Source organism: Acinetobacter sp. CIP 102129 (assembly GCF_000368305.1).
In the GTDB taxonomy this organism is placed as follows: Bacteria; Pseudomonadota; Gammaproteobacteria; order Pseudomonadales; family Moraxellaceae; genus Acinetobacter; species Acinetobacter parvus.
Window position 1 is genome coordinate 297,720 of the sequence record NZ_KB849341.1, and the last position, 25,116, is coordinate 322,835.

Consider the following 25,116-nt stretch of genomic DNA (forward strand, 5'->3'; position numbering starts at 1 on the left):
CGCCATTAACAAGGCAACTTCTTACACGCTGTTGGATAAACAGCTCTAGATAATTTGAATATGCCTATATCAAATCCATGATTGACATCCTCCCCGACCTAAAGGACGGGGATTCCTACTACTAGACGCTCATGTCCGAGCGCAAGAATATTCAGTGCGGAATTTACATCCCGATCATGGAGCGTACCGCACTCCATACACTGCCATTCTCTTACTCCTAAGCCTGCTCTACCTTTCGGACTACTACAGCGTGAGCCACAGCACGAACAAGTTTGGGTGGTATAGGCCTCATTGACTTCTTCATACCATGCCCCTGCGTTCTCGCATTTATACTTGAGCATGGTTCTTAGTGTTGTCCAACTTGCATCTAATACAGACTTAGCTAATTTAGTCCGTGCTAGTGCTTTGGCATTCACATTGCCAATGAAGATTGCTGCATGGTCATTCACCAGTTTATGACTGAATTGATGCAACATGTTTTGACGTATATTTTTAATCTTGGCGTGAATCGCTTTGACGCGCTTTTTATTTCTCGCACGTTGAGCTATGCCAAGTTTTTGTTCATATTGCCGATAGATTTGAGGGGCTTTGAGCTTTACTCCATCTGAACAAGTGGCTAAATCCTTTAAACCCAAGTCTATGCCAATTGAGGTTTTAGCGCTGGTTTTCTCTGTTTTAATTGAATCAACTACAAGACAGACATACCAACGCCCACGACTATCCTCTACAAACGAGCCTGTTTTAACATTGTATTTGCTTAGTCCGTAGCTGTCCCATAGTTTGAATTGATGCTTGCCGTATTGAACATATCCATCAGCATATTTGATTGCTACTTTCTTGAACGGTATCCAGCCCAATGAACGCCTAGCTGATTTTTTATTGCTGACTCGCCATTTCAGTTTTGCTTTTTTGAATTGCTTGCGTCTTGTCACTAATTCTTCTGTGACCGCCTGAATCGTTTGGCTATGCAAATTACATTCTTTCGATGTGCCTTTTGTGTATTTGGCAATGTCGTATGCTGAAAAGAATTGTTGTTTTCGTTGTAGATGTTTAAAACACAAATCATTCACGTAATTCCAGACAAAATTCACCTCAGATGCCATCTGATTTAGCACCTTGCAATGTTTGTCTTTTATGCGTAATTTGAGTGTCTTCATACAATTATTTTAACCGTATTTTTCTTAATAGTGATTATAGCAAAAGTATTTAAAACGACATTTCATGTCGTATGGCTTACGCCAGTCGCTTATATCCTCGGGCTAAACCCCGAGGTTTTACGCTCCAATGGATAAATAAAAAACCGAGTTAATCGCTTAACTCGGTTGAGTATCCATTATTAAATCAGTCTTATTTCTTCTCGACCTTGAAACTATCCTTTAAATCAAGAATACGGTTAAATACAGGTTTTGCAAGAACATGATCATGCTGGTCTGCCACAAAATAACCTTCACGTTCAAACTGGAAACGATCTTCTGGTTTTGCCTGTGCCAAAGCTGGTTCAATCACCGCTTGAACGATTTTTAATGATTCAGGATTTAGATTTGCCAGGAAATCATCATCGGCATCAGGTGCAGCTTTGCTAAATAAACGATCGTAAATACGAACTTCGGCTGGAATACCTTTTGTTGCCGATACCCAGTGAATCACGCCCTTAACCTTACGTCCTTCAGGATTCTTGCCTAAAGTTTCAGGGTCAATTGAGCACTTCAATTCAACCACTTCACCGTTGGCATCCTTAATGACTTCATCACATTTAATCACATAGGCATGGCGTAAACGCACTTCACCCTCTGGAATTAAACGTTTGAAACCTTTTGGTGGCACTTCTTCAAAGTCTTTACGGTCAATATAGATTTCACGTGTCAAGGGAATCACACGCTCACCCATATCCACATTCGGATGACGAGCATGGGTTAAATCGAGTTCTTCTGGCAAATTGGTGAGCGTCACTTTTAAAGGATTCAACACTGCCATACCACGGGCTGCGGTGTTTTCCAGAGACTGGCGGATACAGAACTCCAGCATAGCCACATCCACAATACCATCGGTTTTTGACACACCCACACGCTTACAGAAATCACGCAAGCCCTCTGGGGTAAAACCACGACGACGCATCCCCACCACAGTTGGCATACGCGGATCATCCCAACCATTGACATAACTCCCCTCAACCAGCTTACGCAGCTTGCGTTTAGATGTGATGGTATAGTCAATGTTTAAACGCGATGATTCGTATTGGCGTGGCACAGCCTGAGAGTGCACTTTCTCAATCACCCAGTCATAGAACGGACGATGGTCCTGAAACTCCAGGGTACAGAGTGAATGGGTAATACCCTCAATTGCATCAGACAATGGATGAGCATAGTCATACATTGGATACATTTTCCACTTGTCACCTGTCTGGTGGTGTTCTGAGTGCAACACACGATAAAGGATTGGATCACGCATGTGTACATTCGGGCTTGCCATATCAATTTTGGCACGTAAAACCGCTTTACCCTCACCCAATTCACCATTACGCATCTGTTCAAAACGAGACAGGTTTTCTTCCACCGTCGCATCACGGTATGGCGAATTTTTACCTGGCTCCACAAAGCTACCGCGGTTCAACTTGATTTCTTCAGGTGTCTGCAAATCCACATAAGCATCGCCCTGTTCAATCAATTGAATAGCCCATGCATAAAGTTGATCAAAGTAGCTTGAAGCATAGCGAGGTTCACCATTCCAGTGAAAACCCAGCCATTTCACATCGTTGGCAATGCCATCCACATATTCCTGCTCTTCAGCATCAGGGTTGGTATCGTCAAAACGCAGGTTACATACGCCGTCAAACTCTTCGGCAATACCAAAGTTCAAACAAATTGCTTTGACATGGCCGATATGCAGATAACCATTTGGTTCAGGTGGAAAACGTGTCACCACTTTCTGGGTGCGGCCATCTTTTAAATCATCGGTAATCACTTGACGTATAAAGTCCAAGCCTGCCTGTTGTTCTTGCTGCGCAGCATCGACAGAGGCATGAGTATTCGGTGTCGGGGTGTTTGGCAGTTCTGAAACAACATCATTTGGCTTCATAGGGTGTAAATCACTTCTTACGGTAAAAAAATAGAACATAAAAACGCAATCTTTGCTTTTTATCAAAGATTTTAACGTTTTTTACTTGCCTTGTAGTTTACAGTTTGCTTATGCTTCTCTCAACCAAAAACCCATGGTCACAAGCCCATGTTTAGGAGATTAATGTAATGAGTTTTCCTCAAGTCGAATTAAATACCAATAAAGGTCGTATTGTTCTTGAGCTTAACGCTGAAAAAGCGCCAAAAACGGTTGAAAATTTCTTAGAATATGTACGTGACGGTTTCTATGACGGTGTAATTTTCCACCGTGTAATTGATGGTTTTATGATCCAGGGCGGTGGCATGGACGAAAACTTCAAAGAAAAGGCAACCCGTGATTCAATCGAAAATGAAGCAGACAACGGCTTAAGCAATGATGAAGGCACCATTGCAATGGCACGCACCCAGGCGCCTCACTCTGCATCTGCCCAATTCTTCATCAACGTTAAAAACAACTCTTTCCTGAACCATACAGCACCAACTGCACAAGGCTGGGGTTATGCGGTATTTGGTAAGGTTGTTGAAGGCATGGACGTTGTAAATGCAATTAAAGGCGTACGTACAGGTAACCGTGGTTATCACGCAGATGTTCCTTTAGAGAACGTCGTGATTGAATCTGCTAAAATTATCTCTGAATAATTTGATCCAACAGGATTATTTGTGACCCATCTGTTTATATCAGATTTGCATTTGTCACCTGATCACCCTCGACTGGTTCGGGGGTTTTTAGACTTACTAAAACAATATCAACATAAAAATACCCAGCTCTATATTTTAGGTGACTGGTTTAACGCATGGATTGGGGACGACTACACCGCCCCTTGGCTAGGTGAAATCGTTCAGGCTTTAAAAGAGTTCAATCAGGCAGGCAATCAGGTTTATTTTCAGGTCGGTAATCGTGATTTTGTTTTAGGAAAAAATTTCCTCAACCAATTTAATGGAATCCTACTCCCTGATGTCTATACGCTGGAAATTAACCATCAAAAATTCCGTCTGGAGCATGGCGATGCCCTCTGTACTGATGACATTGCCTATCAACGTTTTAGGAGTGTAATCCGCAATCCAGTTCTGCTGGGTTTATTGAAACGGACCCCATTAAGCTTTAGACAGAAACTTGCCAATGGTTTCCGTAAAAAGAGCAGTGAAACCAAACAGCTCAAAAACCATGACATCATGGATGTGAATGCTCAGGCTGTAGATTCAGTGATAGAACAGGTGGATTTTTTAATTCACGGTCATACCCACCGTCCAGAAATTCATTCACTGGGCAATAAACAGCGTATTGTTTTGGGTGACTGGCAAGCAGACTCTGCATGGATTCTAGAAATTAACGAACAAGAAAATAGCAGCCTGGATTTTAAAAAGTGGACCTATTGATCGTTATTCCATTCGACTTTTATCTATATTTAAATCACATTTAGACACTTTTCATACCTGCTAGATCCAGTAAAATAAACTGATTTTGTTATTTTGGTTAATCATAAATGGATTCCCTAAACACCGCAAAAACACGTTACACCACCAAGGCATACGATGCGAGTAAAAAGATTCCAAAAGAACAGTTTGAAAAATTATTAGAAATTTTACGTTTCAGCCCCTCTTCGGTAAATATTCAACCCTGGCATTTTCTGATCGCAGAAACAGATGAGGCAAAACAACGTATTGCAGCAGGTTTAACAGGTAGCTATGCCTATAATGCCGCAAAAGTGCTCAATTCTTCACATACCCTGGTTTTCTGTACACGCACCGATATTTCCAATGAATATCTTGAGCAGTTACTTGAACAAGATGATGTCAGTGGCCGCTTTAAGGATGAGGCAGCAAAACAGGGACAAAAAGATACCCGTTCGGGTTATGTTGAGTTTTACCGAAATGAATTGAAGAACCTTTCAGCATGGATGGAAAACCAGACTTATATCGCCCTTGGACAACTGTTATTCGCCGCAGCCCTTGAACACATTGATGCCACACCAATGGAAGGCTTTGACAGAAATATTATTAATCAGGAATTTGGTTTGGCTGAAAAAGGCTTGAAAGCCTCCGTAATTGTGGCTTTGGGCTATCGTAGCGAAAATGATTTTAATGCGAAGCTACCCAAATCACGCCTTGCGAATGATGTGATTTTTACCCGTTTATAATCATCATAATGATTGTGGTTGTTTGTAAGGGCAGATAACCATCTGCCCAAATTAAACTGTGTTCTGCTGGAATGAGAACATTAACCGCTACAACATCATCGCTTTTGCCAAACACAATACAGCCAGTACTCCACATACTAGGCCAATCCATGTATAGGCTTTAAGCCGTTCCCGAAACAGCACCACCCCACTAATTACCCCAAAAATCACCACAAGAATGTTCATGCCTGCAAACACAATCGCTGGTGTGTCTTTCAACATCATATGTGCTTTCACATACAGGGCAATATTGGCAAAATTGATTGCACCAAGGACTAGACCTGCGAAAATATTCTTGGGCTGCCAATTCGGCTGGGTGATGGCGAGATACGCAATTGATAAAACAAACGCCACAATGAAGATGAGATTTAATGTGACTGCAAACTGTAGACCTAGGCTACTGCTATATTTAAGTAAGATATCAACCGCAGCATAACCTGCCCAGACACAAAACAGAAATAGGGCAGATTTTAGATTTAGGCCTTGTGTGGCTTTCTCCGCCGCCTGCCCAAGAATAATGAAAAAAATTGCCACCACACCTAAAGCAACGCCAATCAGCTTTAACAGGCTAAACTGCTCACCAAATATAAAATAGGCAGCCAATAAAGAAAGAATCACTGCCAAACGCTGGGCAATCTCCGTTTTCACAATACCCGCAAACTGCAATGACTTGGCTAAACATAGAAAGATGCTAGGTAACAACACCGCCAAAATTAAAATCAGCCACCACGGCGTATGTTGCCATGAAACATGGGTGATATCCGTTTTAAACCAATAGGCGCATAACACACTGGCACTTAAATAGTTCCACGCAATCATTTGCCAAACATCAAAACCTTTTTCTTTCAGATATTTCAGCAAAATTGACACGATAACGCTGCAACAGGCAGCCGCAACAATAATTTCCATGAGATGTATTCTAGCTTTTTAGACATAAAAAAATGCCAATCTGAAAACAGACTGGCATTTTTTAAAGATCATCAATCAATTAACGATTATTTTCGTCTTCTTGACCATCTTCAAATTTAGTTTCGCCGTCGAAGCCACCCTGACCACCGAAGCCGCCCTGATGACCGAAGCCACCCTGACCACCGAAGCCACCCTGACCAACGAAGCCGCCCTCGCCGTCGAAGCCGCCCTGACCACCGAAGCCGCCTTGACCACCGAAGCCGCCCTGACCACCGAAGCCGCCACCTGTAGCCTGACCACCACCAAAGCCGCCAGCAGCACCCTGTGCAGGGAAGCCACCAGTGCCCTGAGCACCAGCTGGACGTGGATTGCGTGCAGGAACGACAGTCGAAATCGCATGCTTATAAACCATTTGGCTTACTGTATTTTTAAGTAAAACCACATATTGGTCAAAAGATTCAATATGCCCCTGTAGTTTAATACCGTTAACAAGGAAAATAGAAACTGGAATACGTTCTTTACGGAGAGAATTTAAGAACGGATCTTGTAAAGTTTGACCTTTAGACATTTTTAACTCCAAAAAATTTTAAATCAGCGCAAAAAAACTATCTTTATTTTTTAACTAAAAATTATAAAAAGACAGCCTGCGAATTTTGCGTTATCAAAAGAAGTTTCGCAAGTCTTCTTTCGCCTGCTTTATCGTCACATAAGTTTTAAAATCGTGTAATTCTTGCAAAGAACGTAACCAAGTGTATTGACGTTTGGCAAGTTGTCGTGTCGCAAATAGCGCTCTAGTCTCCATTTCAACCCTATTTTTGAGACTTAAGTCACTTTTCAATAAAAAATCTAAAGCTTGACGATAACCTACAGACCGCATAGCGGGTAAATTATCATTTAAATCGTATTTTTTAATTAATTCCTCTACTTCATTTAAAAAACCAATATTCCACATCTTGCTCAATCTTTGCTCAATGCGTTGATGTAATTCTAACCGATCTGGCATAAGGGCGTAGTTATAAAAATTGTAACGATATGGTTGATTTTTAGGTTGTTCTGCCTGTAGTTTTGTTATTGGTTCACCCGTAATTCGGTACACTTCCAATGCCCGAATAATACGTTGCCGATCTGAAACCTTAAACTTTTGACCTGCGATGGGATCAACAGCAACCAGTTCATCATAAACCGCCTGCCAGCTTTCCTGTTCAGCCTTGGCAATAATGGTATCACGAATCGCCTGATCCGCATTGGGCAGGTTATCGGCAAGTCCCTCAAGCAGCGACTTGAAATACAGCATGGTTCCGCCGACCAGAATTGGTGTCTTGCCCCGTGCGTGCATATCGTCAATCAAGGGGCAAACATCTTCAACAAACTGGGCCGCCGAGTACACTTCCAATGGTGTAATAATATCAATCAAATGATGTGGATATTGTTGCTGCTCTTCTTTAGTCGGTTTCGCCGTTCCAATGTCCATGTCTTTATAAACTAAAGCTGAATCCACAGAAATCAGTTCAAAATTTCCACGCTCATACAGTTCACATGCCAAAGCGGTTTTACCACTTGCGGTAGGCCCCATTAAATTAATCACGGGCAATTGATTTGACATGAAACCCTACTCTCCTCGAGCAAATAATTTATCTAGTTGATGTAGTGGAAATGCCCGCCAGGTGGGGCGACCGTGGTTACACTGGCTGGCAAACTCGGTTTGCTCCATTTGGCGCAACAATGCATTCATTTCAGACAGACTGAGTTGTCGGTGTGCTCTTACAGCCCCATGACAGGCCATTCCAGCCAACAGTTCATCACGTTTTTGCAATAACCCTCTCGCCTCATCATTCGGGTCAAGGTCATTTAACAGTTCTGGAATTAAATTGCCAAAATCTGCCTTATGCAAAATGGCTGGCACACCACGCACGATCACTTGTTCATCACCATATTGGTCAATTTCCAGCCCCAGCCGTTGCAATTGAGGTTGCAAGTCCTCAATACGTGTGGCCTGCATACGAGTAATCGAAACCACCTTTGGAATCAGTAGTTGCTGTGACATCCAGAATTCAGGCTTATCCCACGCCGCTTTCATCTGCTGTAGCAAAATCCGCTCATGCGCAGCGTGCATATCAACAATGATTAAACCCTCAGTATTTTGCGCCAAAATATAAATGCCATGAAGTTGTGCAATCGCAATACCTAGTGGAAATTCATCTACCTTTGCTACTGTCTGGTCCTGCTCAGAATCAACCTCTTCACGCAAGGGAGCCAGATAACTTTTTAAGGCATTGTTGAGTTGTACGGAACCACTGTAACGCGGCTGTTGTGGTTGCGATGCATTATATTGAACTGCTTGCGGACGGCTTTGATTAAAGTCAGTCAGCAAATCTGTTGATAGTTCTGTTTGCTGATTGAGCTGTGGTTCAGGTTCAACTTCAGCACGATGTAAATGGAACTGTTCCTGATGTTTTGGTTGTGGCTGATAATTAAAATTCTCTGTCGCGGCATCATCCATTTTCATAGCTTGGGCTAAATCAGTGCTTGCTGTTTGAAATTGCGACAATGTTGCTTTAGCATAATGCCGTACAAACTCATGCACTTCACGTTGATTTAAAAGGCGAATTTCATGCTTGGTTGGATGTACATTGACATCGATATTTTCAGGATCAACCTCTAAAAACAGCAAATAAGAGGAATATTGGTGTCCATGCAAAATCCCCTCATAGGCCATACGCAGCGCATGGGAAATGGTCTTGTCCTTGACAATACGACCATTCACATAGACATACTGCAAATCAGCCTGTGCCCGTGCATCAGACGGATGCCCCAACCAGCCTGATAACCGCATATTGATACTTTCAGCATCCATCCAGTAGGCATTTTCAATAAACTGATGGCCCAACAACTGCTGAACACGTTGATAACGCAATTCACCACTATCAGCAATTGGTAGGTTCAAGCGAATATTGTCATTATGCTCAAGCACAAAACGGATGTCAAAATGAGTTAAAGCCAAACGGCGTACAATTTCTTCAATATGACCAAATTCTGTAGTTGGTTTTTTTAAAAATTTACGGCGTGCAGGCACATTAAAGAATAAATCCTGAACGCGGATATGTGTGCCTTTTTTTGCCGCCACCGCCTGAACCTGTTGATGGTCAAAAGCGGTGCCATTGACCTCAACCTGATAACCCACCCCCTGTTCATCCTGACAGCTGGTTAAGGTTAAACGGGATACCGCCGCGATCGAGGCCAATGCCTCGCCCCGAAATCCCAGACTCACAATGGCATGCAAGTCTTCCGAGCTTCTAATTTTACTGGTGGCATGGCGCATGACTGCTAAAGGTAAATCGTCTGGATGAATACCATGCCCATTGTCAATGATTTCAATCAGCGTTGAACCACCCTGAGCAACCCGAATAATCAGTTCAGTTGCACCTGCATCAATTGAGTTTTCCAATAGTTCCTTGATGACTGAAGCTGGGCGTTCAATCACTTCACCTGCTGCAATCTGGTTGGCCAGAGCAGCATCAAGGGTGTGGATACGGCGGATTGCATCATGCGCCATTCAATTGTTCCTGCAAAGATTGAGCTAACGCTTGTGAATTTACACTTAAGGTCACAAAACGGGTCAGTTCATCATCCGATTTCTGAATATCAATGATTACATCGGCCTGAGGAATTTCATCACCACCTTTGGATGGCCATTCAAATAGGAATAAAGCGTCAGGTGTTTCCAGATAATCACGGATTCCCATCAGTTCCAGTTCGTAGGGATCATCTAAACGGTATAAATCGAAGTGAAAAATTTCTTTTCCTTGAATGCTATACGGTTCAACCAAAGTATAGGTCGGACTTTTAACAGAACCCTGATGCCCTAAACTTTGTAGGAAATAACGGGTGAATGTTGTTTTCCCAGCACCTAAATCACCAATCAAATATATAACGCCTGAATGCACTTGTTGTGAGAGCACTTTCGCAAATTTTTGAGTGTCTTGTTCATGATTTAAAGTAAATTTCACTGAATATGACATGGCAAATAGAATAAAATTGGGATAACCGCTATGATAACATTGCCCTGAGGTAAAGCCTAATCCATAGCAATACGTTGGTTCTTTTTTACAACATTGAAGAGAAGACATGACTCTACAAAATCGGGTTGATCCTTGGGGGAAATTGAATACGCATCCCTCAAAAAGTGCGACTTTAATGGGGAATCGTGGTGGTAAGCTGCATAATGCAGACAAGCAAATCATTAAGCAATTTTCCACTCAATCCTGGATCAACTGCTTAACCACATTCGGTAATGTCAAAAGAGAGGTTTTTGGACAGTCTTATTCTGAACTGTTCTTTCTAGATGAAGCAACTGCCTTGGCGGCAGGTCACCGTCCTTGTGGAGAATGTCAGAACCAACGCTATAAACAGTTTAAAAATGCATGGATTTATGCAAACAACATTGGTATTTCACTACCTGTAAAAGAGATGGATAAAAAAATTCATCAAGACCGCCTAACAGCGGATAAAGACAAGAAAACATTTCAAGCTAAAATTTCTGATTTACCAATTGGCACTTTCTTTGAGCATGACTCAAAAGCAATCGTGGTTTTTACAGACAATTATTATTTGGTTTGGTCTTTTGATGGCTATCAACAGGAAGTTGAATTACCAAATGACCTGATTGTGAACGTACTCACGCCAGAATCTTTTGTCAAAGCATTTGATGAGGGATTTATACCTCGTTTCCACCATTCAGCCTCATTCAAATAATATGAATATCATTGAAAATTTTACTCCACCACTGATCAACGGTGTCAGTGCCAGTAAAGTCTTTTTACCCGATGACATTTCTGCACCTACCATTTTTGCTTATCTTTGCCAACACTTTCCACATATTCAATCAAGCGAATGGCAACAACGTTTTAGCGATGAATTAATCTATGCTGCGAACGGTGAAAAATTAAAAATAGACAGTATCTATACGCCCAATAGCCATATTTTTTATTATCGTTTTCTGGCCCATGAAATTCATGTGCCTTTTCAACATGAAATTTTATTTGAAAATGAAAATTTACTGGTGGTGGATAAACCTCACTTCCTGAGCATGACACCAACTGGACAATACGTTCAGGAAACCTTACTGGTTCGCCTGAAAAGACAAACAACTAATCAAGACCTAACCCCGATTCATCGACTGGATCGGGAAACGGCAGGCGTGGTTTTATTCAGCAAAAAACTTGAATCGCGGGGAATCTACCAACAACTTTTTGCCGAACGCAAAGTTCAGAAAGTCTATCATGCGATTGCTGCCTATCATCCCAAACTCAAATTTCCACAGACTGTTCAACTGCATCTAGAAAAGGGGAATCCTTTTTACACCATGCAAATTAATCCAGAAAAACCAAGCAATACAGAAACACACATAGAACTGTTGGAACATACACAGCACAAAGCCAAATATCTGCTTAAACCCAAAACGGGCAAACAACACCAACTCCGTGTACACCTTAATTACCTGGGTATCCCAATCCTCCACGACCCTTTTTACCCAACTGTCCAGCATAAGGCAGATGATGACTTTAGCTGCCCATTGCAATTACTGGCCAAGCAGATTCAGTTTGTTGATCCCATTTCCCAACAGAAAATGCATTTTATTTCCAATTTTGAACTCACACTGTAAACACAACGTAATGACAAAAAATTACTATTTTCACTTCAAAAATATTGAAATTAACCTGTGATCGTTTAAAATACATGGCGATAACTAAAAATATTTGGTCATATCTTTCATGCGAAAAACAGAAGTTTATCAGGTTCGTCTTGATTCACAGGAAAAGAAACAGGCATTTGCCGTTTTTAAGCAGCTCGGTATCTCCCCTGCTCAGGCTGTGCGACTTTTCTTTAAACAGGTGGTACTGACCAAATCCATTCCCTTTGCGATTGAAAACCAGAATATCAATATGGAACAGTTGCTTAAACTGCGTAAATCCAAAGCAAACCAAACAACCGAAGATTCAGCTTCCAATCACCTTGAAGATGACCACGAAGACCTGTTTGAAGAACTCAACGCACTTTTAGGTGAAAGTGACAAAACTTAACAATGTTGCATTTATACACAAGTTTTTATTTTTTAAGCTGATTTTTTTCGCTATCCTGTAATTCCAACTAAAACAATAAGGTTAAGGGTAGGTCAGGATGATTGTTAAGCGAGCCAACAAAGAAGATCTTCATCAACTTGCTGTCTTGTTTGACGAATACCGTCAGTTCTATGGCGCATCATCAAATATTGAACAATCCTATCAATTTCTCAAACATCGTTTCGACAATAAAGACAGTGTCATTTTTATCCATGTTAAGGATGATGTGTTTACAGGCTTTGTTATGCTTTATCTCGCTTTTTCCTCTGTGGCCTGTGAAACCTACTATATTCTGGATGATGTTTATGTGACTCCCACTTATCGCAAACAAGGTTCAGCGAAACAATTAATTGATACAGCCATTCTCTTCGCACGCCATGAAAATGCCCAGCGTATCAGCCTCGAGACACAAAAGAACAATTACCAGTCCCACCGTCTTTATGAACAGATGGGCTTTATTCGGGACGATGAGTTCAAGATTTTCCACTGTTTTTTAAAATAATCAGTAAACTGCTTGCGAAACCCCTTTGTTTTCCCCCTTGACAAGGGGGAATTATAGGGGGTTTTGCAAGCAGTCTAGTAATCCAGCACAATATTTTGACTTAACTGTTTTTGCCAAGCCGTTAAATATATCCATTCACCCTCCGCTAAATCAGGTAGTTCAAGCTGCCCAATTTGATGGCGATGCAACGCGTCAACCTTGTTGCCTACAGCTGCAAGCATACGCTTAACTTGATGATATACCCCCTGATGAACGGTCATGCAAAGCTGGTTCGCAGAAATCAACTGTACATCTGTTGCAGCGAAAATCCCTTTTTCATTACGAAGTTCGACACCCTGCTCCAGAGCCTGAATTTGTTTAGGAGTCACTGGATCGGCTGTGGTGACATGATAAATCTTGGGTACATGCTTTCTGGGATGCGTCAGTGACTGTAGATACTGACCATCATCCGTTAATAATAATAATCCTGTCGTATCCTGATCTAAGCGCCCCACACATTGCACGCCGCGATGAATCAGGATTTCAGGTAGTAAACTAAATACGCTTTGGTGATGTGTCGCCTGATGCGAACATTCATAATCCTGTGGCTTATTCAAGGCAATATAGATATTTTCCCTATATTGGTATGGTTCACCAAAAACAGTGAAATTAAGATCATCCGTATTCAAGTTTTGTTTGGGATTGTCATAAACCTGATTTTCAATAAGGACAGAGCCATTCTTAATCAACTGCTGGCAATATTTACGTGAACCAAAGCCTTGAGATTGCAAAATTTTTTCCAGCAGCATAAAAGTACCCTAAGCGAAATCACTTTATTGTACTCGATTAAACTGTTCGCTGCTGTTCGCTGGACATTCATTCTTTATTTTTATAATTTGTTCATATTTCCTCCATCTGCAATATAACAGATACAAAACCCTCATTAAAACATCGTACACAGGACGAGCTGCTCCACATTTTCACTCAAATGTCCTGCTAAATTGGTCTCAAGTAAAAAAATGCTGTCCCAAAACAAAGGACAAGGAGTTTTCCCATGAAATCGAATATCTGGTTATATAGCGTTATCCTAGCAACCACATCAATAGTGTCTGTTGCACATGCGGACAATGCAACACGTGTTGCAGCAACCTCTGCCCTTGGTAGTGTGGTCGGTACCGCGATTGGTCAACAGCTTGGCGGACAAACAGGTGCCATGATTGGTTCTGCGCTTGGTGGCGCTGGTGGTGCCGCAGCATCCAGCAATAAGCGTGACCGTACTGAAGCCGCAATTGGTGGTGGTCTAGGTGGTGCTGGTGGTTATACCGTAGGCCGTAACATGGGTGGAACCAATGGCGGTTATATCGGTGCGGCACTGGGTGCGGCTGGTGGTGCTGCACTGGGTCAAAAAGTAGGTCAGGATCGTGCAGAAGAGGAACGCTATGACCGTCATTATGACAACCGCCGTTCGAACAATGACCGCCGCTACTACAACTCACGCTATAACTATCGTCATGACAATGGCAAGCACCATGGCTGGTACAAACATCGTTAATAGATTTTATCCTTACCCCTTTGGCACTTTCGAGTGCCTTTTTTTATTTATACATTTTCATGTACAAATATAGAAACATTAAATCGAATAAAAACGATATACAAAACCAAACTTATATCGTATTATTTCGATATATAGTTCCGAGAATCAGCGATGAAAATATTAAAAGATATAAAGTTCTCCATTCTAGAGTTGGCACCTGTTAGAGAGGATAAAAATATTGAGTTTTCTCTACGCCACGCACTTGAATTGGCTCAACATGCTGAAAAGCTGGGATATGAACGTTTTTGGTTAGCTGAGCATCACAACATGGATGGTATCGCCAGTTCGGCAACTGCCGTTCTATTAGGATTTATTGCCGCCCACACCCAAAAGATTCGCCTAGGTTCAGGTGGTGTCATGCTTCCAAACCATGCACCTTTGGTAGTGGCTGAGCAATTTGGTACACTGGCGACACTTTACCCAAACCGTTTTGAGCTTGGCTTAGGCCGTGCCCCTGGAACTGATCCACTGACCATGCGGGCCTTACGCCGTGGCCGTCAGGAAACTGAAGATCAGTTCCCGCAGGATGTACTGGAAATTCTGCAATATTTTAAAGACCCGCAACCCAACCAAAAAATCATTGCCACCCCAGGTCAAGGCACTCATGTACCTGTCTGGTTGCTAGGTTCAAGTCTGTTTAGCGCACAGCTTGCTGCAAAGTTGGGACTTCCCTATTCGTTTGCCTCCCATTTTGCGCCAAGAATGCTGGGACAGGCCATCCAGATTTATCGGGATAATTTCCAGCCGTCTGAGTATTTGGATCAACCTTATGTGTCAATGGGCGTACCAACAGTCGTTGCGGCAACTGATGAAGAAGCACAATATTTAGCTACCAGTTCTTATCAGCGTATTTTAAACCTGATTCGGGGGCACAGTCTAAAACTCAAACCGCCAACTGAATCAATACAAGGTCTGGCAAGCAGCGCTGAGCAACTCGCTATTCAGAATTTCCATGCAATGGCTCAAATTGGCTCGCAGGAAACTGTCAAAGCGGGGTTGGAAAAAATTGCCGCACAATATGATGTGGATGAGTTTATCTTCACCTGTGATATTTACGACACACATAAACGTCTGGAAAACTTTAGCTTACTCATGGAGCTGAAAAACCAGTAGGCAATCCTATTTTCAAATAAGCATTGCCCTGTTCCGCAATGCTTATTTCACCACCCCCATCCCCACGCTTCTCATTTGAATATCATATTTAGCCAATACGGCGTTTTAAACCTGTCATTTGTAAAATACGGGTTGAGATTTCCTCAATCGACATTTCAGTGACATTTAAATACTTAATGCCTTCTGAAATATAAATCCCCTCAATCGCCCGCAGTTCCATCTGACACTGGCTAAAACTTGCATAGCGACTATTGGCCTTACGTTCATTACGAATCGCAACCAGACGCTCCGCATCAATCATCAAACCAAACAGCTTGTTTTTATGCTCTTTTAAAACTTTTGGTAAACGGTTGTCGTCTAAGTCTTCTTCAGTAAGTGGATAGTTTGCCACGCGGATACCAAACTGTAATGACAAATAGATCGAGGTTGGTGTTTTACCCGAACGTGACACGCCAATCAGGATAATATCGGCTTTATCGTAGTGACGTGTTCGGGCACCATCGTCATTGTCCAGCGCGAAATGAACCGCATCAATACGTGCCTTATAATATTCAGAGTCAGTCACCGCATGGGTCTGCCCAACCAATGTGGTTGGCAACGTTCCCAACTCTTCTGAAAGTTTACTGATCAAACCCTCAAACACATCCAGATTAACGGCTTTGGCAGTATTGATAATATCGCGTACCAATGGATCAACTAAAGTGTCAAAAACCAGTGGTAGGGAACCATCACGGGACTGGCATGCATTGATCTCTGCAACCGCGACCATAGCAGCCTCTTCAGTGGCAATATAAGGCATGATATGAATGTCAAAATCCACGTTTGGAAATTGCGCAAGTAGTGAATGTCCAAGGGTTTCCGCGGTGATTGCCGTACCATCTGATATAAAAAATACGCTCCGTTTAATTTGTTTACTTTCGGGCATCAAAATTCTCCTTAAACATTTGTCTTAGTGCACTATAATCTTTATAGTAAACTCATCTAACATGACTGTCGCTTAGTAAACACTATATCTAGGCACTTTCGTATAATTTCATACCAATGATGGTCATTCATACTGCAAAAAAAGTGGAGTAAATACTTTGGAAGCGCGCGTAATCGGTCTGGAAAAATTAGGGAAACACGATGTCGAACTCGTAGGTGGGAAAAACTCATCTCTGGGTGAAATGATCAGTCATTTATCCAATGCTGGTGTATCGGTACCAGGTGGTTTTGCAACAACTGCAGCTGCCTATCGTGAATTCCTGGATCAAAGCGGCTTAAATGCTCGAATTCAGGCTGAACTAACTCAACTGAATGTTGATGATGTGCTTGCACTTGCTGAAACAGGTGCAAAAATCCGTAAATGGATTGTTGATACTCCACTGACTGCCGCATTAGAACAAGAAATTCGTGAAGCATTTGCAGCACTTTCAAACGGTAATCCAGATATTGCCGTGGCGGTACGCTCTTCTGCCACCGCTGAAGATTTACCAGATGCCTCATTTGCGGGCCAACAGGAAACATTCCTCAATATTCGTGGTATCGATAATATCCTGATCGCGATTAAAGAAGTTTTTGCATCATTATATAACGATCGTGCGATTGCATATCGTGTACACCAAGGTTTTGAACACAGTGTGGTTGCTCTTTCCGCGGGCGTGCAACGCATGGTTCGCTCTGAAACGGGTGCTGCGGGTGTGATGTTTACCCTTGATACAGAATCGGGTTTCCGTGATGTGGTGTTTATTACCGCATCCTATGGCTTGGGTGAAATGGTGGTGCAAGGTGCCGTCAACCCTGACGAATTCTATCTGTCAAAACCACTTTTAAAGGGTGGTAAACACGCTGTCCTACGCCGCAACCTGGGTTCCAAGCACCAGAAAATGATTTATGGTGAAGAAGGTGCTGCGGGTAAATCTGTTGTTGTAGTTGATGTTGAAAAACCTGAGCGCCAACAATTCGCGCTAAACGACCATGAGCTTCATGAACTTGCAAAACAAGCATTAATCATTGAACAACACTACGGTTCACCGATGGATATCGAGTGGGCAAAAGATGGTGATGATGGTCAAATCTACATCGTTCAAGCACGTCCAGAAACCGTAAAAAGTCGCCAAAATGTCGGCACAATGGAACGTTACCTGTTAAAGCAACGCGGTACGGTTATCTGTGAAGGTCGTTCTATTGGTCAACGCATCGGTTCAGGTAAAGTTCGTGTCGTAACTTCGATTAAAGAAATGGATAAAGTACAAGACGGTGATGTACTTGTATCTGACATGACTGACCCAGACTGGGAACCAGTAATGAAACGTGCCGCTGCGATTGTCACCAATCGTGGTGGACGTACCTGTCACGCGGCAATCATTGCACGTGAACTGGGTGTTCCTGCAATTGTGGGCTGCGGCAATGCCACTGAACTGTTAACGGATGGTCAGGAAGTGACTGTTTCCTGTGCCGAAGGTGATACGGGCTTCATCTATGAGGGTGCACTGGACTTTGAGGTTCAACGCAACTCGATCAACTCGATGCCGAAGCTTCCGTTCAAGATCATGATGAACGTGGGTAACCCTGACCGTGCGTTTGACTTTGCCCAGATTCCAAATGAAGGGATTGGCCTTGCACGTCTTGAGTTCATCATCAACCGTATGATTGGTGTGCATCCAAAAGCATTGTTGAATATTGAGAGCCTGCCACGTGAAACGCGTGCCGCTGTAATGACACGTACTGCGGGTTATTCTTCCCCAATCGAATTCTATGTTGAAAAACTGGTGGAAGGCATTTCAACGCTGGCAGCCGCATTTGCTGAAAAACCAGTGATTGTGCGTATGTCTGACTTTAAGTCAAATGAATACGCAAACCTGATTGGTGGTAAGTTATACGAACCGGAAGAAGAAAACCCAATGTTGGGCTTCCGTGGTGCCAGCCGTTACGTTTCTGACAATTTCCGCGACTGTTTCGAGCTTGAATGCCGTGCCTTGAAAAAAGCACGTGATGAAATGGGTCTCACCAACATTCAAATCATGATCCCGTTCGTTCGGACTGTAAATGAAGCGAAACGTGTGATTGAGCTACTTGCTCAAAATGGCTTGAAACGTGGTGAGAACGGCTTGAAAATCATCATGATGTGTGAATTGCCAACCAATGCATTATTGGCTGAGCAATTCCTTGAGCACTTTGATGGCTTCTCTATCGGTTCAAATGACTTAACACAACTTACACTGGGTCTGGACCGTGACTCTGGTATCGTATCTCACTTGTTTGATGAGCGTGATCCAGCGGTTAAAGCCCTTCTTTCCATGGCAATTCATGCCTGCCGCAAAGCTGGCAAATATGTGGGTATTTGTGGTCAAGGCCCATCTGACCACCCTGACTTGGCGAAATGGCTCATGGAACAGGGTATTGAATCTGTGTCACTGAATCCTGATTCAGTGCTTGATACCTGGTTCTTCCTTGCTGAAGAACAAATCAAGAAAGCCTAGTCTTTTTTTAGAAAAAGACCCTCTTTCGCAGGGTCTTTTTTATCTTTAGTCATTGAGATTTTAAAATTATGCAAATTTACTTGGCTCGTAACAACCAACAAGCGGGACCTTATAGTTTAGAACAAGTGAACCAAATGCTTGCCAGTCAACAAGTTCTACTCACAGATTTGGCCTGGCATGAGGGTATGGCAGAATGGAAAACGCTTGGGGAACTTACACAAGGGAAACTGGTATACGAACCTGTCGGTTACGCTCCCTTTAGTGCCCAGATTAAAACTGAGACTCATCCCAACTCAGCATTTAATATCAAAGTCGAACAAAAGACATCTCAGTTAGCCTCCATCCATTCACGTTTTTTTGCAAAACTGATTGATGTATTTTTATGGTTTCCCGCAACATTCCTACTCACCGCTTTTTTTACACCCGAACAGGCACAAAAGTTTACCCAGTTGAATGAACAACTGTTTCGACTAATGGCAGACCGCTCATCAGACATTGCCCTAGCCCAGAAAGTCCAGACTGAGATTCTTGCGATTATTCCAACCCATGCCTGGATGGCCATGTGTGTCTATATCATTGCCATGCTTATGGTACAGGCTTTTCTGATTGGAAAATCAGGTCAAAGCATTGGTAAAAAATTGCTAAAAATCAAGATTGTGGATGCTGAAACCTCTGCTCCTGTCAGCTCAGTAAGGGCATTCTGGCTCAGAAGTATGGTTTTTGTTATTTTAAACATGATCATTTTGCCGTTGATTTCCGTGATTGAATCGCTGTTTGCATTAGGGAAAAATCGTCAGGCATTACATGATAAATTGGCAAAGACCAAAGTGGTTCAGAAATAAGCCTCATCAATTATTTGCACAAAGCTGTATATAAAATACATTTTATACAGCCTTTCAATATAGCGTGTTGATATATAAAAAAAAGATCAGGCTTTAATCCAATCCCTGCTAAATAAATCGGGTTTTAAAACAAGTATTTCAGACCACTTTATCAGTAGCTTAGTTTTTCAATATGAGGCATAATGCCCTACAACGTAGCGGTGTCGCATGATTACTAAGCAATTCACAATTATTTCTTATCAATCGTGCGACACTTTAATCGCTATCCCATAATTTATTTAGGGAATGGGACTCTTCACCGAGGTTGTAAAATGAGACAAACGATTTTAGCTGTATTGTCTTTATCAACGATGGCTGCGCTCTTGACAGGGTGTGGCGGTGATATGGTACTTCTAAACAATAAAGGTCCAGTAGGTCAAGGTCAAAGTAGCCTGATGATGACTGCGATCTATTTAATGCTGTTGGTGGTGATTCCATCAATCGTGATGGCATTATGGTTTAGTTGGAAATATCGCGCATCGAATAAAGATGCAGACTATAAACCTACCTGGGCACACTCTACGACAATTGAAATCGTTGTTTGGGGTGTACCTGTCATTATTATTGGTATTTTAGCTTGGTTAACTTGGTGGGGTTCCCACAAGTACGACCCTTACCGTCCGTTAGAGTCAGATAAAGCGCCTTTAACTATTCAAGCCGTCGCTGAACAGTTTAAATGGATTTTTATTTATCCTGAGCAAAACATTGCAACGGTAAACGAAGTACGCTTCCCAGAAAAAACACCTATTAGCTTCAAGATCACCTCTAACTTCACAATGAACTCATTCTTCATTCCACAGTTAGGCGGCCAAATCTATGCTATGGCGGGTATGCAGACTCACCTTCACTTATTGGCAGATGAACCTGGTGTATTCCGTGGTTTCTCAGCAAACTATTCAGGTTATGGTTTCTCACAAATGCGCTTCAAGGCGCATAGCGTAACTGAACCAGAGTTTGCACAATGGGTAGAAGCTATTAAAGCGGGTAATGGTACAAGTATCAATGCTGAAGCAATTCAAAAAGGTACACTTGACCAAGCTGAGTTAGCAACGCTTAAAGATGGCGATCGTTCTAAACATCAGATCGAAATTCTTGTAAACCGTGCTAAGGCTGCTGGTGATGAAGAAGCACTTGCTAAAGCTGAAGCTATGAAACCGTTCCCGAACAAGCCACACCCTGTGACTTATTACTCTTCAGTTGAGCCAAAATTGTTTGAAACAATTATCAACCACTATATGAGTAATTATCACGGTGCTGACCACTCTGCTGCTGGACATGCAACAGCAGAAACTCATGCTGCAGCTGAACATGCTGCTCAAGGGGAATAAGACATGGATATGATTTTTGGCAAATTAGGCTGGGATTCTATTCCAACAGAGCCGATTGTACTCGTTACCATGGTCATGATGGCTCTTGGTGGCATTGCAGTTCTAGGCGGTATTACCTATTTTAAAAAATGGGGATACTTATGGAACGAATGGTTCACATCTGTAGACCATAAGAAAATTGGTATCATGTATATCATCGTATCAGTAGTCATGCTTCTGCGTGGTTTCGCCGATGCAATTATGATGCGTTTACAACTTTTCCTCGCGAAAGGCGGTGGCGAAGGTTACTTACATCCAGACCATTACGATCAGATCTTTACAGCACACGGTGTAATCATGATCTTCTTCGTAGCGATGGGTCTCGTTGTAGGTATGATGAACATTGCTGTTCCATTGCAAATCGGTGCTCGTGACGTAGCATTTCCATTATTGAACTCTTTAAGTTTCTGGTTATTTGCTGGTGCTGCTGGTTTGATGATGGTTTCACTTGTATTAGGTGAATTTGCTGCGACTGGCTGGATGGCTTACCCTCCTCTATCTGGCATTCAATATTCTCCTGGTGTTGGTGTTGACTACTATATCTGGGCACTCCAAGTTTCTGGTTTAGGTACGCTATTAACAGGTGTTAACTTCTTCGTTACCATCATCAAGATGCGTACTCCTGGCATGAAACTCATGGACATGCCAATCTTTACCTGGACTTCACTTTGTACGGCAGTACTGATCATTGCATCATTCCCTGTATTAACAGGTACACTTGCAATGTTGACGCTAGACCGTTACTTCGGCTTCCATTTCTTCACCAATGAGCTTGGCGGTAGCCCAATGCTTTACGTGAACCTGATCTGGACATGGGGTCACCCTGAAGTATACATCCTGGTATTACCAGCATTTGGTCTATACTCTGAAATCGTGGCGACGTTCTCTCGTAAAGCGTTGTTCGGTTACAAGTCTATGGTGTATGCAACAATTGCGATTACTGTACTTGCATTTGTTGTATGGCTTCACCACTTCTTCACCATGGGTGCTGGCGCGAACGTGAATGCGTTCTTCGGTATCATGACCATGATTATTGCGATTCCTACAGGTGTGAAAATCTTCTCTTGGTTATTCACCATGTATAAAGGTCGTATTAGTTTCACCACACCAATGTTATGGACAATTGGCTTCCTAGTAACATTCGGTATCGGTGGTTTAACTGGTGTACTTATGGCTGTTCCACCTGCGGACTTCCTTGTACACAACTCACTGTTCCTGATTGCTCACTTCCATAACGTGATTATCGGTGGTGTGGTGTTCGGTATGTTTGCTGGCATCATCTTCTACTGGCCGAAGATGTTTGGCTGGAAACTCAATGAAGCATGGGGTAAAGCTGCGTTCTGGTTCTGGTTTATTGGTTTCTACTTTGCATTCATGCCACTTTATATCCTTGGTTTCATGGGTATGACGCGTCGTTTGAATACATATGACAACCCTGAATGGGATCCATACTTAGCAATTGCATTGTTCGGTGCAGTATTGATTGCTATCGGTATTGCTTGTTTCCTTATGCAGATTATCGTTGGCTTCCTACAACGCAAAGACAACATGGACTATACAGGTGACCCTTGGGATAGCCGTACAGTCGAATGGGCAACGTCTTCCCCTGCTCCATTCTATAACTTTGCGCATCTTCCAGCAGGTGACGGTGTTGACCGTTTCTGGACTGACAAAGAAAATGGTGTAGCATACGCTCGCAACACAAAATATGAAGACATCCACATGCCGACAAACCGTGCTGCTGGTTTCGTGATTGCAATGTTCATTACTGTACTTGGATTTGCACTCATTTGGCATATTTGGTGGCTAGTCGTTGTTTCATTCGTTGCTGCAGTTGTTAGCTTGATCGTAAGCTCATTCACCAAGAATGTTGATTATTATGTTCCTGCTGCTGAAGTAGAGCGTATTGAAAACGAACGCTATGCGTTACTTGAAAAACACTTGAAGAAGGACTAAGGAAATGGCTGAAGTACTTCATCACGACAACCACGGTCATGGCGGTCATCACGAACACGATGACACAGACTTAACGGTCTTTGGTTTCTGGACTTATTTGATGAGTGACTTGATTCTTTTCGGATCACTCTTCATTGCGTTCGCTGTATTAAGCAGTCATATTCCGCCTGGTACTCCAAGTGCGAAAGATCTTTTTGGTGATTCTTTAGGTTTTGTTTTAACCGAAACTTTTGCCCTTTTGATCTCTTCTGTAACTTTTGGTTTTGCTGTTCTTGCAGCATACAAGAAAAATGTTAATCAAGTTTTAACTTGGTTAGCAGTTACTTGGGTATTCGGTGCAGCCTTCATTGGGATGGAACTTTATGAATTCAATCATTTAGTTCATGCTGGTCATGGCCCAAGCACAAGTGCGTTCTTATCTGCGTTCTTTACTCTAGTTGGTACGCACGGTATTCACGTAACTTCTGGTTTGGTATGGATGCTTGTGTTGATGTTCCAAATCAAGAAATATGGTTTGACACTTCCAAACACTCGTCGTCTAGCTTGTCTAAGCTTGTTCTGGCACTTCCTTGACATCGTTTGGATCTGTGTATTCAGCGTCGTTTACTTACTGGGAGTTCTCTAATGAGTAGTCATGACCATAATGCTGCTGGTGCATCACACGGTAACTTTAAGCAATACACGGTTGGTTTTATCCTATCTGTCATCCTTACCATCATCCCATTCGGGATGGTGATGGCAGGTGGTTTCGGTCGTGGCGTTTTAGTGACTGTGATTGCAATCACTGCTGTTGCTCAGGTTATTGTACAGCTTGTGTATTTCCTACACATGAATACCTCATCTGAACAACGCTGGAACCTGATTGCATTTATCTATACGATTCTTTGTATTGCGGTACTTTTAGTCGGTTCTGTGTGGGTAATGAACTACCTACACTACAACATGATGATCTAAACTGGTCGTCATGTTTAAAAAGTATTTATTCCTGACTAAGCCAGGAATTCTCTTCGGTAATTTTATTACCACCTTGGGCGGCTTCTTCTTAGCCGCCCAAGGCTCCATAGACTGCCTCTTATTATTAATTACGCTGATTGGAACAACTTTTGTGGTTGCGTCTGGTTGTGTCGTAAATAATGTGATTGATCAAGACATCGATCAAAAAATGCAACGCACCATGAACCGTGCACTTGTTAAAAAGACCATCTCCCCGACCATTGCACTGCTTTATGCATTTGTGTTGGGTATGATTGGCTTTGGCATGCTTTGGTTTTATGTCAATGCGTATGCGTTTTTATTCGCAGTCATTGGTTTTGTCGTCTATGTCGGTTTCTATAGCTTGTGGACCAAACGTACCACAATCCATCAAACCGTCATTGGTAGTATTTCTGGAGCGAGTCCACCTGTCATTGGTTATACGGCTGTAAGTCACCATTTCGATATGGCGGCCCTACTGATTTTTGTAGCCTATGCCTTATGGCAAATGCCGCATTCATGGGCAATTGCAATCTATCGTTTTGATGATTATAAAAATGCAGGAGTGCCAATCTTACCTGTAGCTCGCTCTATCTATAGAACGAAAATAGAATCACTGATCTATGTGGTTTTATTCACTGTCGCGATGAATGCTCTATATATTTATGGATACACCAATGTTGTTTTTCTGGTGATCTGTAACCTGCTTTGTGCCTACTGGTTCTACATTGGTATTTTAGGATTTAAAGCTGAAGATGACCAGCTTTGGGCAAAACGCTTTTTCTTATTCTCCGTGATCCTCATCACTGTGATTAGTCTAAGCTTTAGCTTTACCTTTAAAAGTCCTGCACCTTTCCTCCCTATTTTTTAAAAAGATAGAGAACACTCTATCTTTTTATTCTCCCCTCGTTGTAATCATTTCGGGCAATAAAAACATTCTATGGTCCATAGCCAGAATCAAACCCAATGAAAC

At 42.4% G+C, this 25,116-nt stretch carries 25 protein-coding genes; 16 read left to right on the plus strand and 9 right to left on the minus strand.

All coding sequences use genetic code 11. From position 1 onward, the window contains the following. Window positions 1-98: 98 nt before the first annotated feature. Both F973_RS09520 and F973_RS09525 read right to left on the minus strand, forming a co-directional pair. Complete coding sequence (locus F973_RS09520; RefSeq protein WP_034432598.1) at window positions 99-1,157, minus strand: RNA-guided endonuclease InsQ/TnpB family protein; 1,059 nt, start codon at window positions 1,155-1,157, stop codon at window positions 99-101. 190 nt (window positions 1,158-1,347) lie between these two features. Then, complete coding sequence (locus F973_RS09525; protein ID WP_034432601.1) at window positions 1,348-3,075, minus strand: glutamine--tRNA ligase/YqeY domain fusion protein; 1,728 nt, start codon at window positions 3,073-3,075, stop codon at window positions 1,348-1,350. A 167-nt stretch (window positions 3,076-3,242) separates the two neighbouring features. Between F973_RS09525 and F973_RS09530 the strand changes: the two genes are divergently transcribed. From F973_RS09530 to nfsB, 3 genes are all read left to right on the plus strand, one after another. Continuing rightward, the gene (locus F973_RS09530) at window positions 3,243-3,752 is read left to right on the plus strand and encodes a peptidylprolyl isomerase (protein ID WP_004677029.1); all 510 of its coding nucleotides are present in this window, start codon (window positions 3,243-3,245) and stop codon (window positions 3,750-3,752) included. 21 nt (window positions 3,753-3,773) lie between these two features. Then, the gene (locus F973_RS09535) at window positions 3,774-4,490 is read left to right on the plus strand and encodes a UDP-2,3-diacylglucosamine diphosphatase (protein ID WP_004761471.1); all 717 of its coding nucleotides are present in this window, start codon (window positions 3,774-3,776) and stop codon (window positions 4,488-4,490) included. A 107-nt stretch (window positions 4,491-4,597) separates the two neighbouring features. Continuing rightward, window positions 4,598-5,251, plus strand: a complete 654-nt coding sequence (nfsB, locus tag F973_RS09540) for an oxygen-insensitive NAD(P)H nitroreductase (protein ID WP_004761472.1) — start codon at window positions 4,598-4,600, stop codon at window positions 5,249-5,251. A gap of 87 nt (window positions 5,252-5,338) precedes the next feature. Here nfsB and F973_RS09545 read toward each other — a convergent pair whose 3' ends face one another. The 5 genes from F973_RS09545 to tsaE form a co-directional block, all read right to left on the minus strand. After that, a complete protein-coding gene (locus F973_RS09545) occupies window positions 5,339-6,199 on the minus strand; it encodes a DMT family transporter (RefSeq protein WP_004682458.1) in 861 nt (286 codons plus the stop codon). Window positions 6,200-6,278: 79 nt separating this feature from the next. Beyond that, entirely contained in the window at window positions 6,279-6,767 is a 489-nt protein-coding gene (hfq, locus tag F973_RS09550; protein WP_004761474.1) for an RNA chaperone Hfq, read from the minus strand. A gap of 93 nt (window positions 6,768-6,860) precedes the next feature. Beyond that, on the minus strand, window positions 6,861-7,802 hold the full coding sequence (miaA, locus tag F973_RS09555; RefSeq protein WP_004677019.1) for a tRNA (adenosine(37)-N6)-dimethylallyltransferase MiaA: 942 nt from the start codon (window positions 7,800-7,802) through the stop codon (window positions 6,861-6,863). Window positions 7,803-7,808: 6 nt separating this feature from the next. Further along, window positions 7,809-9,752, minus strand: a complete 1,944-nt coding sequence (mutL, locus tag F973_RS09560) for a DNA mismatch repair endonuclease MutL (protein WP_004761476.1) — start codon at window positions 9,750-9,752, stop codon at window positions 7,809-7,811. Beyond that, window positions 9,742-10,218, minus strand: a complete 477-nt coding sequence (tsaE, locus tag F973_RS09565) for a tRNA (adenosine(37)-N6)-threonylcarbamoyltransferase complex ATPase subunit type 1 TsaE (protein ID WP_004761478.1) — start codon at window positions 10,216-10,218, stop codon at window positions 9,742-9,744. Before tsaE ends, mutL begins: the two co-directional genes overlap by 11 nt. Window positions 10,219-10,324: 106 nt before the next feature. Here tsaE and F973_RS09570 point away from each other — a divergent pair, with 106 nt between their 5' ends. From F973_RS09570 to F973_RS09585, 4 genes are all read left to right on the plus strand, one after another. After that, window positions 10,325-10,951, plus strand: a complete 627-nt coding sequence (locus F973_RS09570) for a hypothetical protein (RefSeq protein ID WP_004761479.1) — start codon at window positions 10,325-10,327, stop codon at window positions 10,949-10,951. Between the two features lies 1 nt (window position 10,952). Further along, a complete protein-coding gene (locus F973_RS09575) occupies window positions 10,953-11,861 on the plus strand; it encodes a pseudouridine synthase (RefSeq protein WP_034432604.1) in 909 nt (302 codons plus the stop codon). Window positions 11,862-11,970: 109 nt separating this feature from the next. After that, window positions 11,971-12,279 carry a type II toxin-antitoxin system RelB/DinJ family antitoxin gene (locus tag F973_RS09580; RefSeq protein ID WP_004677009.1) on the plus strand — a complete coding sequence of 103 codons (309 nt, stop codon included), beginning with the start codon at window positions 11,971-11,973 and terminating at the stop codon, window positions 12,277-12,279. A 97-nt stretch (window positions 12,280-12,376) separates the two neighbouring features. Beyond that, window positions 12,377-12,820, plus strand: coding sequence for a GNAT family N-acetyltransferase (locus tag F973_RS09585; RefSeq protein WP_004682468.1), 444 nt, complete (start codon window positions 12,377-12,379; stop codon window positions 12,818-12,820). A gap of 74 nt (window positions 12,821-12,894) precedes the next feature. Here F973_RS09585 and F973_RS09590 read toward each other — a convergent pair whose 3' ends face one another. Then, window positions 12,895-13,608: a pseudouridine synthase gene (locus F973_RS09590; protein ID WP_004761483.1), complete on the minus strand. Its 714-nt coding sequence runs from the start codon at window positions 13,606-13,608 to the stop codon at window positions 12,895-12,897. A 245-nt stretch (window positions 13,609-13,853) separates the two neighbouring features. On the opposite strand from F973_RS09590, the gene F973_RS09595 reads away from it, so the two are divergent. After that, window positions 13,854-14,351, plus strand: a complete 498-nt coding sequence (locus tag F973_RS09595; protein ID WP_004761485.1) for a glycine zipper domain-containing protein — start codon at window positions 13,854-13,856, stop codon at window positions 14,349-14,351. Window positions 14,352-14,504: 153 nt separating this feature from the next. Beyond that, window positions 14,505-15,506 (plus strand): LLM class flavin-dependent oxidoreductase, encoded by a 1,002-nt coding sequence (locus F973_RS09600; protein WP_004761486.1) that lies wholly within the window; start codon window positions 14,505-14,507, stop codon window positions 15,504-15,506. An 88-nt stretch (window positions 15,507-15,594) separates the two neighbouring features. Here F973_RS09600 and F973_RS09605 read toward each other — a convergent pair whose 3' ends face one another. Next, window positions 15,595-16,431 carry a posphoenolpyruvate synthetase regulatory kinase/phosphorylase PpsR gene (locus F973_RS09605; RefSeq protein ID WP_004676999.1) on the minus strand — a complete coding sequence of 279 codons (837 nt, stop codon included), beginning with the start codon at window positions 16,429-16,431 and terminating at the stop codon, window positions 15,595-15,597. Window positions 16,432-16,588: 157 nt separating this feature from the next. Here F973_RS09605 and ppsA point away from each other — a divergent pair, with 157 nt between their 5' ends. From ppsA to cyoE, 7 genes are all read left to right on the plus strand, one after another. Further along, a complete protein-coding gene (gene ppsA, locus F973_RS09610; RefSeq protein ID WP_004676997.1) occupies window positions 16,589-18,967 on the plus strand; it encodes a phosphoenolpyruvate synthase in 2,379 nt (792 codons plus the stop codon). A 68-nt stretch (window positions 18,968-19,035) separates the two neighbouring features. Continuing rightward, on the plus strand, window positions 19,036-19,809 hold the full coding sequence (locus F973_RS09615; RefSeq protein ID WP_004761488.1) for an RDD family protein: 774 nt from the start codon (window positions 19,036-19,038) through the stop codon (window positions 19,807-19,809). Window positions 19,810-20,120: 311 nt separating this feature from the next. Continuing rightward, entirely contained in the window at window positions 20,121-21,176 is a 1,056-nt protein-coding gene (gene cyoA / locus F973_RS09620; protein WP_004757762.1) for a ubiquinol oxidase subunit II, read from the plus strand. Between the two features lie 3 nt (window positions 21,177-21,179). Next, window positions 21,180-23,171 (plus strand): cytochrome o ubiquinol oxidase subunit I, encoded by a 1,992-nt coding sequence (gene cyoB / locus F973_RS09625; RefSeq protein WP_004761490.1) that lies wholly within the window; start codon window positions 21,180-21,182, stop codon window positions 23,169-23,171. A 4-nt stretch (window positions 23,172-23,175) separates the two neighbouring features. Beyond that, window positions 23,176-23,796: a cytochrome o ubiquinol oxidase subunit III gene (cyoC, locus tag F973_RS09630; protein WP_004676989.1), complete on the plus strand. Its 621-nt coding sequence runs from the start codon at window positions 23,176-23,178 to the stop codon at window positions 23,794-23,796. Continuing rightward, window positions 23,796-24,125: a cytochrome o ubiquinol oxidase subunit IV gene (locus tag F973_RS09635; protein ID WP_004676987.1), complete on the plus strand. Its 330-nt coding sequence runs from the start codon at window positions 23,796-23,798 to the stop codon at window positions 24,123-24,125. The genes cyoC and F973_RS09635 overlap by 1 nt, the downstream gene beginning before the upstream one ends. A 10-nt stretch (window positions 24,126-24,135) precedes the next feature. Beyond that, entirely contained in the window at window positions 24,136-25,014 is an 879-nt protein-coding gene (gene cyoE / locus F973_RS09640) for a heme o synthase (RefSeq protein WP_004761492.1), read from the plus strand. Window positions 25,015-25,116 lie beyond the last annotated feature (102 nt).